General features: G+C 71.1%; 18 protein-coding genes and 1 pseudogene. 12 read left to right on the forward strand and 7 right to left on the reverse strand.

Translation table 11 applies throughout. The annotated features are described in order from the left end of the window. Positions 1–71 precede the first annotated feature (71 nt). The 3 genes from OYE22_RS11250 to OYE22_RS11260 all read left to right on the forward strand — a co-directional run bounded on the left by OYE22_RS11250 (position 72) and on the right by OYE22_RS11260 (position 1,745). The gene (locus OYE22_RS11250) at positions 72–920 is read left to right on the forward strand and encodes a helix-turn-helix transcriptional regulator (RefSeq protein ID WP_277320286.1); all 849 of its coding nucleotides are present in this window, start codon (positions 72–74) and stop codon (positions 918–920) included. Next, positions 905–1,102, forward strand: coding sequence for a DUF397 domain-containing protein (locus OYE22_RS11255; RefSeq protein ID WP_277320287.1), 198 nt, complete (start codon positions 905–907; stop codon positions 1,100–1,102). Before OYE22_RS11250 ends, OYE22_RS11255 begins: the two co-directional genes overlap by 16 nt. A 106-nt stretch (positions 1,103–1,208) precedes the next feature. Beyond that, entirely contained in the window at positions 1,209–1,745 is a 537-nt protein-coding gene (locus tag OYE22_RS11260) for a GNAT family N-acetyltransferase (protein WP_277320288.1), read from the forward strand. A gap of 5 nt (positions 1,746–1,750) precedes the next feature. Here the strand turns inward: OYE22_RS11260 and OYE22_RS11265 are convergent, their stop codons facing one another. Further along, positions 1,751–2,557 (reverse strand): hypothetical protein, encoded by an 807-nt coding sequence (locus tag OYE22_RS11265; RefSeq protein ID WP_277320289.1) that lies wholly within the window; start codon positions 2,555–2,557, stop codon positions 1,751–1,753. 40 nt (positions 2,558–2,597) lie between these two features. Next, a complete protein-coding gene (locus tag OYE22_RS11270) occupies positions 2,598–3,128 on the reverse strand; it encodes a hypothetical protein (RefSeq protein ID WP_277320290.1) in 531 nt (176 codons plus the stop codon). Positions 3,129–4,015: 887 nt separating this feature from the next. On the opposite strand from OYE22_RS11270, the gene OYE22_RS11275 reads away from it, so the two are divergent. Continuing rightward, positions 4,016–5,338 carry a serine hydrolase domain-containing protein gene (locus OYE22_RS11275; protein WP_277320291.1) on the forward strand — a complete coding sequence of 441 codons (1,323 nt, stop codon included), beginning with the start codon at positions 4,016–4,018 and terminating at the stop codon, positions 5,336–5,338. Between the two features lie 75 nt (positions 5,339–5,413). Here the strand turns inward: OYE22_RS11275 and OYE22_RS11280 are convergent, their stop codons facing one another. Next, positions 5,414–5,953 carry a GNAT family N-acetyltransferase gene (locus tag OYE22_RS11280; RefSeq protein WP_277320292.1) on the reverse strand — a complete coding sequence of 180 codons (540 nt, stop codon included), beginning with the start codon at positions 5,951–5,953 and terminating at the stop codon, positions 5,414–5,416. Between the two features lie 77 nt (positions 5,954–6,030). Further along, complete coding sequence (locus OYE22_RS11285) at positions 6,031–6,609, reverse strand: TetR/AcrR family transcriptional regulator (RefSeq protein ID WP_277320293.1); 579 nt, start codon at positions 6,607–6,609, stop codon at positions 6,031–6,033. Between the two features lie 70 nt (positions 6,610–6,679). Here OYE22_RS11285 and OYE22_RS11290 point away from each other — a divergent pair, with 70 nt between their 5' ends. From OYE22_RS11290 to OYE22_RS11315, 6 genes are all read left to right on the forward strand, one after another. Then, complete coding sequence (locus OYE22_RS11290; protein WP_277320294.1) at positions 6,680–7,573, forward strand: NADP-dependent oxidoreductase; 894 nt, start codon at positions 6,680–6,682, stop codon at positions 7,571–7,573. Positions 7,574–7,822: 249 nt separating this feature from the next. Further along, complete coding sequence (locus tag OYE22_RS11295; protein ID WP_277320295.1) at positions 7,823–8,065, forward strand: hypothetical protein; 243 nt, start codon at positions 7,823–7,825, stop codon at positions 8,063–8,065. After that, on the forward strand, positions 8,037–8,561 hold the full coding sequence (locus OYE22_RS11300; RefSeq protein WP_277320296.1) for a DUF6879 family protein: 525 nt from the start codon (positions 8,037–8,039) through the stop codon (positions 8,559–8,561). Before OYE22_RS11295 ends, OYE22_RS11300 begins: the two co-directional genes overlap by 29 nt. A 17-nt stretch (positions 8,562–8,578) precedes the next feature. Next, positions 8,579–9,427 carry a helix-turn-helix transcriptional regulator gene (locus OYE22_RS11305; protein ID WP_277320297.1) on the forward strand — a complete coding sequence of 283 codons (849 nt, stop codon included), beginning with the start codon at positions 8,579–8,581 and terminating at the stop codon, positions 9,425–9,427. 179 nt (positions 9,428–9,606) lie between these two features. Beyond that, positions 9,607–10,089 (forward strand): hypothetical protein, encoded by a 483-nt coding sequence (locus OYE22_RS11310; RefSeq protein WP_277320298.1) that lies wholly within the window; start codon positions 9,607–9,609, stop codon positions 10,087–10,089. Between the two features lie 77 nt (positions 10,090–10,166). Next, positions 10,167–10,829: a class I SAM-dependent methyltransferase gene (locus OYE22_RS11315; RefSeq protein WP_277320299.1), complete on the forward strand. Its 663-nt coding sequence runs from the start codon at positions 10,167–10,169 to the stop codon at positions 10,827–10,829. Between the two features lie 156 nt (positions 10,830–10,985). Here OYE22_RS11315 and OYE22_RS11320 read toward each other — a convergent pair whose 3' ends face one another. Beyond that, positions 10,986–11,936: a serine protease gene (locus tag OYE22_RS11320; protein WP_277320300.1), complete on the reverse strand. Its 951-nt coding sequence runs from the start codon at positions 11,934–11,936 to the stop codon at positions 10,986–10,988. A 277-nt stretch (positions 11,937–12,213) separates the two neighbouring features. On the opposite strand from OYE22_RS11320, the gene OYE22_RS11325 reads away from it, so the two are divergent. Next, entirely contained in the window at positions 12,214–13,560 is a 1,347-nt protein-coding gene (locus OYE22_RS11325) for a M14 family metallopeptidase (protein ID WP_277320301.1), read from the forward strand. Positions 13,561–13,833: 273 nt separating this feature from the next. On the opposite strand, the gene OYE22_RS11330 is transcribed toward OYE22_RS11325, so the two are convergent. Continuing rightward, positions 13,834–14,688: an alpha/beta fold hydrolase gene (locus OYE22_RS11330; protein ID WP_277320302.1), complete on the reverse strand. Its 855-nt coding sequence runs from the start codon at positions 14,686–14,688 to the stop codon at positions 13,834–13,836. 78 nt (positions 14,689–14,766) lie between these two features. Beyond that, positions 14,767–15,955, reverse strand: a pseudogene (locus OYE22_RS11335) (WYL domain-containing protein); the annotation flags it as partial. A 173-nt stretch (positions 15,956–16,128) separates the two neighbouring features. On the opposite strand from OYE22_RS11335, the gene OYE22_RS11340 reads away from it, so the two are divergent. Next, positions 16,129–16,674, forward strand: a complete 546-nt coding sequence (locus OYE22_RS11340) for a VOC family protein (protein ID WP_277320303.1) — start codon at positions 16,129–16,131, stop codon at positions 16,672–16,674. Positions 16,675–16,727: the final 53 nt, after the last annotated feature.

A 16,727-nucleotide genomic window follows, 5' to 3' on the forward strand; every position in this document is an offset into this window, starting at 1 on the left:
CGATAGGGCAAATGCGGTGAGCGCCCTGCCCTCACCCGCACATGGACACAGCCGAAAGGGGTGGGCACAAGATGACGCTGCGCCAATCAACTGCGGACCCAGACGTCCCCGTTGGGGGCCACGCCTTCTTCGGGAGCGAGGTGCGCTTCGCGCGCGAGCACGCGGGGATGACGCAAACGCAGCTCGCGCTGGCCACGGCGTACGACCGGACGTACGTCTCGCACGTCGAGAACGGCAGCCTGCTCGGCTCGGCCCAGTTCGCGGAGTCGTGCGACCGGGTGTTCCAGACCAGTGGCTACTTCGGCCGGTTGGCTGAGCGCATCCGCGAGCGCAACCATCCTGACTGGTTCCTGCCGTACGTGGCGCTGGAGAAGGCAGCGGCATCCATCTCGGACTACTCCAACACCTTCCTGATGGGCGCGGTGCAGACGCCTGAGTACGCGGAGGCGATCTTCCGCTCCGCATCCCCACGCAAGAGCGATGATGAGATCAAGGCTCATGTGGAAGCGCGGCTCTCTCGGCGTGAGGTGACGGACCGGAAATCACCCCCGCACTTCTGGCTGATCATCCACGAGGCCGCGCTGCGGATTCCAGTGGGGAGCCCCAAGATCATGGCGGCACAGCTCGACTACGTACTGGAGCGGGCCTCGGAACCACACTTCACGTTCCAGGTGCTTCCGTTTCGGGCTGGCGCGCCAGCAGCAGAAATCCCTTTCACGCTGCTGTCGCCAACCATGAACGATGAGCCGCCCGTTCTCTACTCCGAGACCACAGGAAAAGGGCACATCAACGACTCGCAGGAGGCCGTGCGGGAGTGGGCAGGTAAGTTTGACCACATGCGCGCCTCCGCCGTTTCGGAAGCGGATTCGCTGCGCCTCATCCACCAGATCCGGAGGGAACACGAATGTACCGATGGGTGAAGTCCAGCTACAGCGGCGGGCAAGCGGGCCAGTGTGTGGAGTGGGCCCCTGACCACGCGACGACCGCCCGCGTCGTCCCCGTCCGCGACAGCAAGGACCCCCACGGCCCCACCCTCGCCTTCCAACCCGCCGCCTGGAGCGCCTTCATCGCCAGCATCAAAGCCGGCGAGTTCCAAGGCTGAGGTCCTCGTACGACAACCAGCGACGACGCCCCTTGAGCAATGACTGAATGACGCTCAAGGGGCCTTCTCTTGCCACCGCGCTCAACCAACCCCCAGGAGGCGAGCGATGAACACCGTGTCTGCCATCCAGCACTACACCGCCGACCACGCTGCGGCCGTACGGGAGGAACTGCTCGACCTGCACGACGCGGTGTACGAGGGCAGTGGCGACCCCCTCGCCGCCCGGGACGCGTTCGCGCCCTTCCTCGATCACTGGCTCGCCGCGGAGAACTTCGCCTGCACCGCCGCCCGCACTCCCGACGGCACCTTGGTCGGATATGCCTACGGCGCTCCCCTGACTTCCCACACCAGTTGGTGGGACGGTGTCACCCCACCCCTGGACACGGCCGCGACTATCGAGAACGGTGCGCGTACCTTTGCCCTCTCCGAGTTGCTGGTCGACAGGGGATGGCGCGGGACCGGCACCGCACGGCGCCTGCACGACGCGTTGCTCCACGGCCGGCCCGAAAGCCGGGTCACCCTGCTCACTCCCATCGATCATCCGAAGGTCGTCGAGGTGTACCAGAGTTGGGGATACGAGCGCGTGGGCGAGTGTGTCCCGTTCGTGGGGGCGCCCCGGCTGGTCGCCATGCTGCGGAGCTAGTCGGGTCAGCCGTTCCCCGCGATCGGCCCGCGAGCGCGCGCCACCGTCGGGCCAGCGACGCTAACGAGTGCGGGGCCCGTGCCGTACGGGCCCAGCGCGGTGAGGAGCAGTTCGGCGATGTGGACGGCCGCATCGAGGGACCAGGTGGGTGTCCGGCAGCGGAAGCCGGGGCCGGTGGTGGCCTCCGGCAGGTGGATCGTCCCGGTGGGCGGGTGGGCGAACGCGTGGGCCGGCGACTCGGGTGGGGCGGGGGTGAGGTCGAGCCTGCCGGAGCTGAGTTCGGTCACGGCCTGGCGGATCGGTTGCGCCCGGTCGGCCAGGCTCCCGTTCCGCGCGGCGAGTGTGACCGTCACCTCGGCACCCGTCTCCGTGGTCGTACCGCCCGGCTCGTCGGTGGGCCAGGTCAGGTCCTCGCTCCCGGCCGCGCCGGGGCGGGGCGGCGCGAGGACGTGTACGCCGGCCACGGCGAAGGTCCCCACGTGGCGCAGGGCGTCGGTAAGGACCGTGAAGGCGGGGCGGGTGGGCAGGGGCCGGTCCGGTGCCGCGTCGGCGACGTCCACCTGGAGGTAGCCGATCTCGCGCACGGTGCCGTCCTGGGTCCAGTCCCCGCCCGCCTCGTTGTGCGCCCAGCGCGCGCCGCGCGGCCGAGCGGCCCCCAGCACGGTGGAGGTGAGACCGTACGCTTCCGCGCGCTGGACCGTGAGGCTGTACAGGTCCTCGTCGAGTTCGCCGCTCTCCCACGCGCGACGGATCTCCGGTCGCAGTTCCAGCGTCCCGTGAACGCCCACCACCATGGGCTCCGCGTTCGGCATGGCTCTCACCTTCCATCCCTGCTGGGGGTCGGTCAATCGGTCAGACCTTGCACTTGATCTTGCGGGTCGGCGTGACCAGCTTCGTAGGGGGGTCGGAGTAGCCGATGATGTCCACGTCGACCCGGCTGCGGAACTTCACCACGGTGGTGGCATTCTTGCAGTTCTTACGGGCGTGGGCACGATTGGCGCTGCCGCCGCCGGACTTCGCCTTCTTTTTGGTGCCGGTGTCTATGGTCTTCCACTTCGCGCCGGCATGGGCCTGCAACTCGATGGTGACCTTGGCGTACTTCGCCGGTCCGCTTTTCCGCTTCCACCAGCCGTGCGCGGACACCGCGCGCGGGGCCGACCCGGAGATGTGTACGTAGTCGCCGTGGGTCTCGAACACCCCGGCCCCCTTGAGAATTTCCCATTCCTCTTCGGAGAGGTACGCGTAATCCCCTTTACTGGCCAGGCCGCGGACGATCTCCAACTCGGTCGGCGCCGTGTCCGCGACGGCGGCCGTCGCGGGAAGGGTGAGGGCCAGTGCCGCGAGCCCGACCATGCTGACCCGGGCCGCTTTTCGCATGCTCATCAACGTTGTTCCCCCGTATGGACGTTCTGGACGTTGTCGCTGTGGTGGGTGGGTGAGTGGTGTCGCGGCGCCCGGCGGACTCTCCCCCGCGAATCGCGTTCGTCGAGAGGTTCACCGGACGTGCACGTAACCCCTGAGCAGGTGGAACGGGACCGAGGCGGCGGTTTCGCCCGGATCGCCCCCACGCGTCTCAGCTACGGCCAGAGCCCTGTTCCGCTGGCCCCGTGGGCGTGCGAGTGCACGGGCGGCTTACCGGAATCGGTCGTACTCGCTCCGTCGTGGCGCGGGGTCGGTTCTTCGCGACCCGCGTATCGGATACGTACCACTGGCCCAGGCTGTCGACCACGCGTTCCCCCTTGCGTTTTCGACAGGCAGACGTGACGGTAGGCGCGCCTGTGCGACAGCGCAAGCACGTAGGGGTTCCGGGAGTGACATTGAGCCTCTTCCGGTTTTTACGCGTCCGACTCGGTGGTTTCGCGACGCGTGTGCGCTGTTTCCGACGGAGGCTTGAGCCAAGGACGAGGTCGGGGACAAGGCCGGGGAATTACCCGGGATTCCGGCTTTCTCGGTGGCGGTTCGTTCGACGGCCCTTTCACCCCCCGATCGCCTCGAACACACGGGCTGAATACCGTGTTACTCCCGGGGGCTCTCCCCCCGTACGGCGACACATGCCCCAACGGCCCCGTGCGCCTAACGGGGCCCTCGCTCCCCACCCCCAACCCGCCGGCACCGGTCAACGCGGCCTCGGCGTAGGGGTGGCGGGCGCCGCACACCGGAGACGCGACATGCCGTCGGCCGGCGGATCGTTGATTGCACCGTGGGCGGGCCGGGGCAAGGCCCCCGTACGACGTCCGGACGTCCGGGGGTTAACCCGACCCCCGATCCGGATGATCGCCCCAGCGCGACGGCCCGCCTTCGGCGGGCACAGTGGGACGCACGAGGCGGCGGGGCAGGGCGCCCTGCGGGGTGTCACCGCGGCCGTGGCTCCGACCCTTGAGGACGTACGCGTGACCAACCAGGACACCCACGTGAGGAAGCACGGGCGCACGCTCGCGGGGGCGCTCGCCCTCGCCGTGGCGGTCGGAGTCGCGGGGGCCGTGCTCCCGGGGAGCGCCGCCGCCACGACCGGCTCGGCACGGGCGGCGAAGGACGGCGGTGACCACGCCGGGGTGCGGGAGTACCTGCGCCGGCTGACCACCGACGACGGGGTGCCCGGTGCCCTCGCCGAGGTGCGGGACCGGCGCGGCAGCACGGTGTTGACCAGCGGTGTCGCGGACGTGGACAGCCATGCGCCGGTGCACCGCGACAGCCGGTTCCGGATCGGCAGTATGACCAAGATGTTCACGGCGACGACCGTGCTGCAACTGGTGGAGGAGGGCGAGGTACGGCTCGACGCGCCGGTGGAGACCTATCTGCCCGGCGTCGTGCGGGGCAACGGCAACGACGGTCGGAGGATCACCGTCCGCCAACTGCTCCAACACACCAGCCGCCTGCCGGACTTCCTCGACTACCTCAGGCCGCAGGACATCGTCGCCGACCCGCTGGCCCACCACGACCCCCGTGACCTGGTGGCCCTCGCGCTCCAGCACCCCCCGGTCGACAAGCCGGGCACCAACTGGGACTACTCCAACACCAACTACCTGCTCGCCGGCATGATCATCGAGCGGGTGACCGGCCACACGTACGCCCACGAGGTCCGCGAGCGCATCATCGAACCGCTGCGCCTGCGCGAGACGTACGTGCCGAGCGAGGTGACGATCCGTGGCCCGCACCCGCACGGGTACGCGCAGCCCGGCAAGGACGCGCCGCTGGTGGACATCACCCGGATCGACCCCTCCATCGGCGGCTCTGCCGGCGGCATCATCTCCAGCGGCACCGACCTCAACACGTTCCTTGCCGCCCTCCTCGGCGGCGACCTGCTGCAACCGGCCGAGCTGCGGGAGATGAAGCGCACCCAGCCCACCGGCGGCGACGGCGACCGGGCGTACGGCCTGGGCCTGGAGAGCAAGGCGCTGCCCGGCGGCGGCCGCTACTGGGGGCACTCCGGCGACTTCCTCGGGTACGAGACGATGGCCGGCGCCACGGTCGACGGCCGGCAGGCGACGGTCATGGCCAACCTGGGCCCGGGGAGTTCGGACGCCCAGAGCGACCACATCCGGGCGGCCGTCGAGTCGGCGCTCGACGGGGACCGCCCCTCGCCGCGACGGTGAGGCCCACCGGGAAGGGCGGGAGCGCGGGCGGGTCCGCGTCGGGAGGGCGCCTGGTCGGGCGGTGGCGTCACGGGCTCAGCCGGACGGCGGGGCCGGGGGCCGCATGCCGAGCCACTGCCGCGCGCCCCAGGCATCGAACCGCTCCACCTCGGTGAACCCCAGCTTCGCCGCGAGACGCATCGAGGCGACGTTGGCGCTCTGGGTGGTGAGCACCACCGGCTCGCCGGGGAGCGCGGTGGCGAGCCAGTCCAGCGCCGCCGCACACGCCTCGGTGGCGTACCCCGCTCCCCACACGCGGGGCAGGAAGAGGTAGCCGAGGTCGACCTTGCCCCGGGCGGCCGGGCGGCTGTCCTCCGTCGCCCTCCTGAGCAGGAGCTGGCCGACCATCACCCCGTCGAGTTCGACGACGAAGCTCCCGGGCCGCCGCCCGGGCACCTCGGGCATCTCGCGCTCCAACTCCTCGCGCGGTCGTGGACCGCCGAGGTAGGTGTGCACCTCCGGCGAGGCGAACAACTCCACGAAGGCCGCGCGGTCCCGGGCCTCGGGCGCGCGCAGTACGAGCCTGTCGGTGCTGATCGGCTCGGGTGGCCAGGCCACGGGCCCCAGATCGTCCATCCGCGCACGCTAACAGGGGGCGTTCCGGCCTGGCCCGGCACCCGCTCCCGCCCCCCGTTACCGCCCCCTCTCCCGCGTCACGCCGGGCGGGTGGCCTCCCAGGCCGCCTCGATCATCTGGAAGGTTTCGTCCAACGCGGCCTCCGGCTCGGCCGCCTCGCGGGCCAGCGTGTACGCGGCGATGGCGAACCGCGCGATCGTCCGGCAGGCCGTCGCGGTACGGGGCGGGGCGAACTCGGCCTCGATGGCCGCCGCCAACGCCTCCGCGTGGCGCAGCCGCATCGACTCCTCGTACCTCCGCAGGGCGGGCGAGGAGTCGATCATCTGCCAGATCGGGCCGGCCCCGTCCCCGGTGCAGTGGCGGACCAGGGCCAGTACCTCGCGGCGCAGCGCGGGGATGAGCGGCGCGTCCGGCGCGCGGTCGGTAACCGCCCGGGTGAGGCGCTGCTCGAAGTCCGCGTCCTGCTCGAAGACCAGGGCCTCTTTCGCGGGGAAGTGCGAGAAGAGCGTGGTGACGGCCACGTCTGCCTCGGCCGCCACGTCACGGATGCCGACCGCGTCGTACCCGCGCTCCAGGAAGAGCCGCAGGGCGGTGTCGGCGATCTTCTGACGGGTCGCGGCCTTCTTGCGCTCACGGCGTCCGGTCGGCACGGTCATGGCCGCAGACTAACAGGTGCGAAACCATAACCGTTTTGAGAAGCTAACCGTTAGTGCTACGGTTCGCCGCATGAGGAAAGTGAGCTTCGCCGAGTTCGGCGGCCCCGATGTCCTGCAACTCATCGATGCCGAGGAGCCCCACGCGGGCCCCGGCCAGATACGCGTCGCCGTACGGGCGGCGGGCGTGAACCCCGTCGACTGGCGGGTGCGGGAAGGACAGAAGCTGGCGGCCCACCCGCTCACGCTGCCCTCGGGGGTCGGCCTCGACGCGGCCGGCGTGGTGGACGAGGTGGGCCCTGGCGTGGAGGGGGTGGCGGTCGGCGACCGCGTGTTCGGCGAGGGGAGCAGCACCTACGCCGAGTACGCCGTGCTGGCGCACTGGGCCCCGATGCCCGAGGGCCTCACGTTCGAGGAGGCGGCCGGCTACCCGTGCGTCATGGAGACCGCGCTGCGCGTCATCGGCGAGGTCGGCGTACTCCCCGGCCAGACGCTGCTGGTCAGCGGGGCGTCCGGCGGCGTCGGATCGGCCGTGTTGCAGGTCGCCCGCGACCGAGGCATCGCGGTGATCGCCACGGCCGGGCCCGCCAACCAGGAGTACGTGCGCGGCCTGGGCGCCCGCGCCACCACGTACGGGGACGGCTGGGTCGAGCGGGTACGCCAGCTCGGCCCGGTCGACGCGGCGCTCGACCTGGCCGGCTCTGGCGTGATCCGCGAACTGATCGAGCTGACCGGGGACCCGAACAAGGTGGTCTCCATCGCCGACCTCGGCGCGCCCGACCTCGGCGTCCGCTTCTCCGGCGTGGCCGGGAGCGTGCCGGACGCGCTCGCGACGACCGTCGACCTCCTCACGCGCGGCAAGCTGCACATCCCCGTCGAGAAGGCGTACCCGCTCACCGACGCCGCGACGGCCCACATCGACAGCCAGGCCGGCCACACGCGCGGACGGCGGGTGATCGTCGTCTGAGTGGGGGCGGGGGCGGGCGGCCCGCCGACCGGCAGCGCCGCCCGTCCGGGCAGAACGAACCGCCGCGTACGAGGCGGCGGCCCGCCCGCGCGACGCAGGCCCCGGTGGCGGGCGTGCCCCGCCTCGCCCACGCGCGCTCGGGCGGCGCCTCGGCGCGCGACCGCGACCAGTCGTACCCACTTGACGGGCGAACCCGTGCGCACGAGGGTCGTTGGACCACGCGGCACGCGTTCGGCAACGGAGGTCGTCATGACACTACGGTTCGTCGGCAAGGACCCCGAGTCGGGTGACCACGGTTCCCCGGCCGCGTGGGTCTTCGAGGAGACGAGGGACCTGCTCTTTCAGGGCTGGTCGGCGGACGAGCAGACGACGATGGCGAGCACCAGGGACGTCGCGCTGCCCGCGAACGAGGCGCTGATCCGGATTCCGAGGCGGATGATCCCGCTGCTGAGGGAGGCACTCGATGTCGCAGAGTCTGACGAGCTTCGCTGATCTCCTTCGATCCGCTGAGCGGTCGGCCGTGCACCTGGAAATGCGCGACAGCTACGGCGTGGAGAACGAGAACGAGGCGTTCGCCAGATGGCGGGAAGGCCATCGCCTGGACCGGGCCAACCGGGCTTCGTGGTGGCGTCCTTGGCTCGACCTCGTACAGGAAGTCACCGGTCGAGGTGTGTCGTTGCGACGCGCTCGCATCTTCTCGGAGCCGGTAAGCGAATACATTCGCTTCGAACACTCCGGCACGTTCACCAACGTCGTAGCAGGCGAGCAGGTCCGTTGGCTCCCTCGCCGACAGGCATCGGACATCGCCCTGCCCGGCAACGACTTCTGGCTTTTCGACGACCGACTGGTTCAGTTCAACATCTTCGACGGCGAAGGCCGGTGGGTGCACACGGATCACAGCGACAAGCCCGAGGTCGCCCAACTGTGCGCCTCGGCGTTCGAGACGGTCTGGACCCGCGCGATCCCACACGACGCGTACAGCATGTGACGCGGAGCCGGCCGCTCATGCCCCCGTCTCCGCTTTCCAGTGCCGAAGCCGCACGTGCCGCCGTGGCCGCGCGGCTGCACGAGATCATGAGAGCCGCCGGGCTCACGGGGCGCGAGCTGGCTGTCCGGTGCGGGTGGCACAAGTCGAAGTCGTCGCGGATCGCCCGGGGAATGACGTCCCCGTCAGACACCGATATCCGCGCCTGGTGTCTGGCGTGTGGCGCGGAGGACCAGGTAGCGGACCTCATCGCGGCCTCGCGCAGCGCGGAGTCCATGTACGTGGAATGGCGGCAGATCCACAGCGACGGAATGCGACATGTTCACCAACGCACCGTGCCGCTTTACCAACGGACGCGGAATTTCCGAGTCTACGCATCGAATCTCATTCCCGGCATGCTCCAGACAGCCGCGTACGCGACAGGGGTGCTGCGCTCCATCACCGACTTCCAGAAAACCACGGACGACGTCACCCAGGCTGTGCAAGCTCGGCTGGAAAGGTCGAGTGTCGTACGAGAGGGCAACCATCGCTTCGCCCTCCTCCTCGAAGAGGCGGTCCTGTACTACCGCGTATGCGATGACACGGGCATGTTGGGCCAACTCCAATACCTCAGATCCGTGATGGGCCGCCCCAACATCTCCCTCGGGGTGATTCCCTTCGGTGCTCGGCGGACCGTCTGGCCGCTGGAGACCTTCTATGCCTTCGACAACGCCCGGGTAGCGGTGGAAACGCTCACAGCGGAGATCAACGTGACGGTCCCGAGCGAGGTGCACACGTATCTCAGGGCGTTCAGCCAGCTATCGGGGATCGCAGAGCGCGGCGCTGCCGCCGAAGCCCGCATCACGAGGGCGATGAACTCGCTCCGTTGAGGACCGTGCAACCACGTGCAACTTCGTGGACCGAGACATACAGCCGCTCCTAGCGTCTTTACCGTCTGACAGCGCGGCCGCTCGACGCTCGCGGGCCCAATACCCGACCAGTCCACGCGACCTGCCAGGAAGACAGCACGAAGTTCCGCGACGAAGGCATCTCCGTGGAGGTAGGCACGATGAGCACAGCCGTTCACACCCGAACCCGCGATCCGCAGGCCATCCTCAACGCCCTCGCACACCGCGTACCGCACCTCGTCACCACCGCCGAACTGACCTTGTGGGAGCGTGAGGTCGCCCTCTTGTTGAGGGACAACAGCGTCATGACACGTGACACCGCTGAACGACTCCTGGGCCAGGTCATCGCCTACACCATCACGGCCATGGAGCGGAAAGGCGTGGACATGGGCGTCGGGTACACCGTTGACGTGGCCGTGCACGCGCTCATCCTGGACACCCCGCTGTACTTCGCTCTGTGCGACGAGTACAACGGCGGGGAGTACAAGCACCACGCCCCGCTGATCACGCGGCGTCGCGACGGCACCGTGCTCCGCACGGCGCAGATCCTCCGGGACAACGGCTTCGCCGTGGACGCTGAACTCTGGTCCATGGACGCGGCCGAGTGCTCGCCGTGTGACAACCAGGTCCCCGACAGCCACTAGCTTCGCCCGTGCCAGCCGCCCCCCGCCCCACCCACGCGGGCGGGGGCCCCAGCCCATGTGAGACCGAGGAACACCGGGTGCCCGCTCAACATGACATCGACGCCGAACGCGAACTGTGGGACGCCTATGCCGAAAGCACCAAGGACAAGGCCCTGGAAGCCGAGCCCGTGTTCTGCTGGACGCAGTACCCGGGGCACGGCCCCGGCCCGGAACTCCTCGGTGCGCCCGCGACGGCACTGGAGATCGGCTGTGGAACCGGGCGCGCCCTCGCCTTCCTCCTCGGCCGGGGCGTCAAGGTCACCGGGCTCGACCTGTCGCCGGTCGCGGTAGCGCGCCTGCGCGAACGCTGGGAACCGGCCGGCGCGGAGTTCGTCTGCGCGGAGGTGTTGGAGCACCTGGCGGCCAGCGACGCGACGTACGACGCCATCTACTCCGTCTTCGGCGCGGTGTGGTTCACCGATCCGGGCAAGCTGCTCCCGCTCCTCGCGCGACGCCTGAACCCCGGCGGGGTCCTGGCCTTTTCGCAGCCGCCGGCGATCCCCGGAGCGTACGGGCCGCAGGGCATGTACAAGGGTGGCTTCGCGGGGAAGGCCAGATTCACCTACCGGTACAGCTATCGGCCTCGGACCTGGTCCGCCCTGCTGGTCAGGAGTGGGTTCCAGGATGTCGAGGCGACCGTCCTGGACGCTCCGACGGAGGGGCACGTCGGGACGCTCATCGTGCGCGGCGTACGACCCTGAGCCCGCGACGAGCCCACACCCCGCCCCCGAGCCGACCTCTCACGGTCGCTCGGGGGGCGGATCGTTCGCGTCAGGCGCGTGGGCCGTACCACGCGCCTGACGCACACCGAGCACCTGGCCGTGCCGGGCGGGGGGCGAACGGGCCTGCGGCCGGCGTTACTTGGTGGCGGTGAGGCCCGGGGTCGTGGTGGTGGCGAGGCGGTTCGTGGCGTCCGTGTGGGCCGCGCGTGGCTTGGGCAGGGTGCAGCCGGGCAGGGACAGGTCGACCTGGTTGCCGGCGCCGACGCAGCGGGTGATCTGGTACGTCTGCTGCGCGTAGCCGATCCCGCGGCGGACGGTGACCTGGCCGTTCTGGTCCACCTCGCACGGGTTGTTCATCGTGCAGCGCTGACCGGACTCGTTGATGGTGTTGTTGACGGCCACGACCTTGCCGCTGGCGGTGTCGATGACCGGTGAGCCGGAGGTGCCGCCGATGACGTTGCAGGGCGAGGTGTAGCGGACCGAGTCCTTCCAGGTGTAGGGCCCCTCCCGCAACTGGTTGACGAAGCCGTTGGCGTTGCAGGTGTAGGTGCGCTTCCAGTAGCCGGAGACCACCTTGATGCCGGCGCCGGAGGTGGGCCGCTCGGCGGACAGGGCCAGCGCGTTGACGTTGTAGCGCTGCTTGATCTGCGCGTACGTGGCGTTGACCTGGTAGAGCGCGGCGTCCGTGTCGGTCATCGTGCCGTACGCGAGCTTGGTGGCCCGCACCGTGCCCGCGTTGCCCGCGCTGGCGTTCAGCAGCGTGAAGCTCCGGCTGGACGGCTGGTCCACGAGCACCTGGCCGGCGCCCGGCATGCCGCCCTCCAGACAGTGGCCGTTGGTCAGCACCAGGGCGGGGTCCTGGTCGGTGGAGTTGGGCAACTTCACGATCGAGCCCGAGCAGTTGCTCAGCGCCACCGTGCCCTCGTACGTCACGGCCTTGACCTGGGGCGGGGTCGCGCCGGAGGCGTTCGTGCCGGTGCCGGTCGCGCCCGTGGTGTGGGCCGCGGCGGACGAGGCGCCGACGCCGGCGACCAACGAGCCGCTCAGCGCCAGCGCGGAGAGCGCGCCTATGACGGTTCGGTTCACGTGGGGGAGTCCTTCCCTCCGGATGTGCCGCGGACGTGCTGCGGTTTTGTCATGCGCATTCTGAGCGCAACGACCCCTCCGGGCAATCAAGGAACCGGAAACCTCAAAAAATGGCGGGTTCACATCAGCTCCACATGTTGACCCGAGCATGCCAGAACCCAAGACTGTCCCCGGCACCCGCGCCGTACGTCGCAGCGGGCCCCGTGTCCACTCGCACCCCGGTGGCACGGCTTTCGCACGTCGCATTTACTGGACCCACCCCCACCAGGAGACCCTCATGCGACTCCGAACCAGGGGCAGGCGGACCACCGTCGTCGCCGCCCTGATAGCCCTCGCGCTCTCCGCTCCGTTGGCGGCCAACGCCAACGACGCGGACTCCGGCGCCCGCGATGCCAAGCCCGCCGCGGCCGAGGCCGCCGACGTCGCCCGGCAGTACGACGTGACCGGCCCGAAGACCGTGCGGCAGCGCACGGAGATCGCCGGCACCGGCGCGGCCATCGACGCCGTACGCGAGGGCGCCGTCACCATCACCGCGAGCCCGGCCGAGCTGAAGCGGGTGCGCGCGCTCGGCTACGAGGTCAAGGCGCTGCCCGGGCCGCCCGCCCGGACGGGCAGCAAGGACGCCACGCCGCGCGACTTCCCGCCGGCCGACTCTCGCTACCACAACTACGCCGAGGCCACGGCGGAGATCAACGACCGGGTCGCGAAGAACTCGAACATCATGAGCAAGCGCGTCATCGGCAAGTCCTACCAGGGCCGGGACATCGTCGCGATCAAGATCAGCGACAACGTCGGCACCGACGAGGCCGAGCCGGAGGTGCTGTTCACCGCGCACCAACACGCCCGCGAGCACCTGACCGTCGAGATGGCGCTGTACCTGCTGCGCGAGTTCGGCGACAAGTACGCCAGCGACGCGCGGCTCAAGAAGCTCATCGACAGCCGCGAGATCTGGATCGTGCCGGACGTGAACCCGGACGGCGGCGAGTACGACATCGCCAGCGGCTCGTACCGGAGCTGGCGCAAGAACCGGCAGCCCAACGGCGGCGCCACCGGCACCGACGAGAACCGCAACTGGGACTTCAAGTGGGGCTGCTGCGGCGGCTCCTCCGGCACCCCGACCTCCGACACCTACCGCGGCCCGCGCGCCGAGTCGGCGCCCGAGGTGAAGGTCGTCGCGGACTTCGTGCGCAGCCGGGTCGTCGGCGGCAAGCAGCAGATCAAGACCGGCATCGACTTCCACACGTACAGCCAGCTCATCCTCTGGCCGTTCGGCTACACCACCGCGGACACCGCCCCCGGCCTGACCCAGGACGACCGGGACGCGTTCGCCGCCGTCGGCCGCAAGATGGCCGGCACCAACGGCTACACCCCCGAGCAGTCCAGCGACCTGTACGTCACCGACGGGTCGATCGACGACTGGCTGTGGGGCAACCAGAAGATCTTCGGCTACACCTTCGAGATGTACCCGGGCCCGGGCGGCGGTGGCGGCGGCTTCTACCCGCCCGACGAGGTCATCGAGCGGGAGACCAGCCGCAACCGCGAGGCCGTGCTGCTCCTCCTGGAGAACTCCGACTGCATGTACCGCTCCATCGGCAAGGAGCAGCAGTACTGCTCCGCTAGCTGAGTCGCTGGCGCGGTGGCGGCGCCCGTCGCCGCCCCCTGAAGTCGCCTGACCGGCCCCGGTGTTCGGCCTCACCGCCGAGCACCGGGGCCGTGCGCTGTCCGGGTGCGCTGTTCAAGTGCGCTGTTCAAGTGTGCTGTCCGAGTGCGCCGCCCCGGTGTGCCGTCCCGGTGTGTTGTCTCGGTATGTCGTCCCGGTGGGTCGGCGTATGTCGGGCCGATGCGCCGGCGTACGCCCGGTGGCGCGGCCCGCCGGCCCGGTACGGCGCGGGGTGGGTCAGCGGGTGGCGAGGCTCGCGAGCAGTTCGGCGGCCGGTCGCGGGTGGACGAGCCAGCGCAGGTGACTGCCCGCCAGCGAGCGCACGTCGAAGGGGTTGTCGGGGGTGAGCGCGTCGGCCTCGCGGATCATGCGGTCCTGTACGGCGGGCGGAACGCTGGCGTCGTCGGTCAGGCGCACGTACGTCCTGGGCACCCGGCCCCAGGTCGCCGCCCGCGCCCGGTCGGCGGAGGTGCCGGCGTCCAGGTTCTCGTCGGGCTGGAAGGTGTTCAGGAAGGTGCGGAACTCGTCGTCGGACAGGTCGGCGGCGAACGCCCGCTTGAACGCGGCGAGCGCCGTCGGGTCGGCGGTGCGGAAGTTGGTGCGCAGCAGGCCGAGTTCGGCCGGGTTGCCGACCAGCGTGCTGGCGAACGCCATGGGATCGACGTCCGCCATCTCCGGCTGCGTGTAGTAGTCGTTGACGTCCAGTTCGACGGGGCACCAGGCGGCCACGTACACCAGCCGGTCGATCAGATCCGGCCGGGCGTTGGCGACGGCGGTGGCCGTGATGCCGCCCCGGCTGTGGGAGACGAGGATGGTCGGCCCGGTGCGCTTGGCCCGCTCCAGGATCTCGATGACGCGGGCCACGTTGTCGGCGAGCGTGACCCCCTTGATGGCGCCCGGTTCCGCCGCGAGCGCGGCGAGGTCCTGGGGCGCCTGGTAGGCGGCGGGATAGGTCGCCTCGAAGCCGTGGCCCGGGAGGTCGACGGCGGCCGAGCGGTGTCCGAGCAGGGCTAGCTCGGCCTGGAGTGGCGCGAACGAGAACGAGTTCGCGAAGGCGCCGTGGACGAGGACGAAGGTTGGCTGATTCTGCATGCCTCAGCCTCCATCGAAACGATCTTCTGGGCAAGGTCGGGGCAGGTGGCGGGCCTCGGGTGACCTGCCCTCCCCCGCCGCCGCCCCGGCCGCGCGCCGGGCCAGCCGGGCGAAGGCGGCCCGTAGTTCGGGCGGGCCGACGACCTCGAAGTCGGCGTCGAACCGGCCGACGGCGCAGGCCAGCCCGGTCCAGGACCAGGAGCCGAGGACGAGCCGGCAGCGGCCGGGGCCCAGCTCCTCGACGAGCCCGTCGAAGGCGTGGCGGGCGACGTCGGCCGCGGGCAGGTCGAGTATCACCTCGCCACGACAGGGCCAGTCGCTCGGCCCGGCTCCTGGCCCGTCGCCTGGCCCGTCGGCGCCACGGAACCGGCCGGCGACGAAGGCGGCCACGTCGCCGCCCGGGAGCGCGCGCGGGGCGAAGCGGGGGCCGGTGGGGACACGCGGGGTGACACGGTCCGCGCGGAAGGTGCGCCAGTCCGCGCGGTCCAGGTCCCATGCGAGCAGGTACCAGCGCCCGCCCCAGGCGACCAGGTGGTGCGGCTGCACCCGCCGCCGCACGCGAGCGGCCTCGCGGCCCGGCGGTGAGGGGGTGGTGGCGCGGTTCGGTGACGGGGTGGCAGCACGGTGGTCGGGGGGCCGGCGGCGGGTCGTCGGCTCGGTGGTCGCGGGCCGGTGGCGAGTCGTCGGCTCGGTGGTCGGAGGCCGGTGGGTCGTCGGTGGCGCCGTCGGGGTTTCGCGCGGGCGGGGTCGGGGGCGCGTAGTCGAAGCGGAGTTCCTCGTGGGCGCGGACCGCGTCGGCCAGCGTCGCGAGCACGCGGCCGTCGGGCGGTGCGGCGGAGGCGCCCGGGGGCGCGATCACGGTGGCCCGGAGCGTGTCGATCCGGTGCCGCAGCCGGGCGGGCATGAGCTGGCGCAAGGTGTGCAGGGCGCGGGCGGCGGCCTCGCCGATGTCGGCCCCGCCACCGGGATTGGGGCCGGGCCCGGAGCCGGCCGTGGCCGCGGTGGACTGGAGGGCCACGGCGAGCGCGACGGCCTGGTCGTCGTCGAAGAGCAGCGGCGGCAGCCGGGAGCCGGCGTCGAGCCGGTAGCCGCCGTCGGGGCCCTTGGTGGCGACGATCGGGTAGCCGAGTTCGCGCAGCCGGTCCACGTCACGGCGGATCGTACGGACGTGGACGTCGAGGCGGACGGCGAGGTCGGCGCCCGGCCAGTCCCGGCGGGCCTGCAACAGGGAGAGGAGCGCGAGCAACCGCGAGGAGGTGGTGGGCACGAACCCATTCTGGCCGGGGTAGCGGACACATCCTGTCCTCTCCCTCTGCGACGGTCGGCTTCGCGTCCGGCGGCCGGGGGCGGTCACACGAACGGCCCCGAAGGTCCAGCCGGCCCGCGACCGCGTCGGCAGCGCCGGCGCTCCCGTGACCAGACCGAGGCGAGGAGTCCCTCATGTCCCTGACGACCACCACACACCTGAACTTCCGCGGCGAGGCCCGCGCGGCGCTCGACTTCTACCGCTCCGTCTTCGGCGGGCGCGCCACCGTCGTGACGTACGCGGACGCCGCCGCCGCGTCCGACCCGGCCGGCGAGAGCGGCCCGGCCGACGCGACCGACGCCGCCGGCGCCACCGACGCCGCCGGCGCCACCGGCGCCACCGGCGCCACCAGCACAGCCGCCGACGCCGCCAGCGCCGCCGACCCGGCCGAGGGGCGGTGGGTGATGTGGGGCGAGGTCGTCGCGGAGGGCGGCTTCAGCGTCATGGCGTACGACGTGCCGTCCGGGATGGACTGGGAGCAGGGGCGGAACTCCTTCTTCGTCTCGGTGCGCGGCGACGACACCGAGGAGATCGGCGCCCGGTGGGACCGGCTCGCCGCCGACGGGGCCGGATCGACCGTGCTGCACCCGCTGGCGCCGGCGCCGTGGGCCGCGCTGTACGGCATGGTCCGGGACCGGTTCGGGGTGGTGTGGGTACTGGACGTCGTCAGCCCCCGGTGACGGACGAACGGCCCCGGCGGGCGCGCGGGCCGGCCTCTTCGCCGCGCCGCGCG

Origin of the sequence: Streptomyces sp. 71268 (genome assembly GCF_029392895.1) — a bacterium.
Lineage (GTDB): Bacteria > Actinomycetota > Actinomycetes > Streptomycetales > Streptomycetaceae > Streptomyces.

Bases quoted from the DNA above. Each gene is read 5' to 3' on its own strand.
- OYE22_RS11250 (WP_277320286.1), top strand. From the start codon at position 72: ATGACGCTGCGCCAATCAACTGCGGACCCAGACGTCCCCGTTGGGGGC.
- OYE22_RS11255 (WP_277320287.1), top strand. From the start codon at position 905: ATGTACCGATGGGTGAAGTCCAGCTACAGCGGCGGGCAAGCGGGCCAG.
- OYE22_RS11260 (WP_277320288.1), top strand. From the start codon at position 1,209: ATGAACACCGTGTCTGCCATCCAGCACTACACCGCCGACCACGCTGCG.
- OYE22_RS11265 (WP_277320289.1), bottom strand. From the start codon at position 2,557: ATGCCGAACGCGGAGCCCATGGTGGTGGGCGTTCACGGGACGCTGGAA.
- OYE22_RS11270 (WP_277320290.1), bottom strand. From the start codon at position 3,128: ATGAGCATGCGAAAAGCGGCCCGGGTCAGCATGGTCGGGCTCGCGGCA.
- OYE22_RS11275 (WP_277320291.1), top strand. From the start codon at position 4,016: ATGATCGCCCCAGCGCGACGGCCCGCCTTCGGCGGGCACAGTGGGACG.
- OYE22_RS11280 (WP_277320292.1), bottom strand. From the start codon at position 5,953: ATGGACGATCTGGGGCCCGTGGCCTGGCCACCCGAGCCGATCAGCACC.
- OYE22_RS11285 (WP_277320293.1), bottom strand. From the start codon at position 6,609: ATGACCGTGCCGACCGGACGCCGTGAGCGCAAGAAGGCCGCGACCCGT.
- OYE22_RS11290 (WP_277320294.1), top strand. From the start codon at position 6,680: ATGAGGAAAGTGAGCTTCGCCGAGTTCGGCGGCCCCGATGTCCTGCAA.
- OYE22_RS11295 (WP_277320295.1), top strand. From the start codon at position 7,823: ATGACACTACGGTTCGTCGGCAAGGACCCCGAGTCGGGTGACCACGGT.
- OYE22_RS11300 (WP_277320296.1), top strand. From the start codon at position 8,037: ATGTCGCAGAGTCTGACGAGCTTCGCTGATCTCCTTCGATCCGCTGAG.
- OYE22_RS11305 (WP_277320297.1), top strand. From the start codon at position 8,579: ATGCCCCCGTCTCCGCTTTCCAGTGCCGAAGCCGCACGTGCCGCCGTG.
- OYE22_RS11310 (WP_277320298.1), top strand. From the start codon at position 9,607: ATGAGCACAGCCGTTCACACCCGAACCCGCGATCCGCAGGCCATCCTC.
- OYE22_RS11325 (WP_277320301.1), top strand. From the start codon at position 12,214: ATGCGACTCCGAACCAGGGGCAGGCGGACCACCGTCGTCGCCGCCCTG.
- OYE22_RS11330 (WP_277320302.1), bottom strand. From the start codon at position 14,688: ATGCAGAATCAGCCAACCTTCGTCCTCGTCCACGGCGCCTTCGCGAAC.
- OYE22_RS11340 (WP_277320303.1), top strand. From the start codon at position 16,129: ATGTCCCTGACGACCACCACACACCTGAACTTCCGCGGCGAGGCCCGC.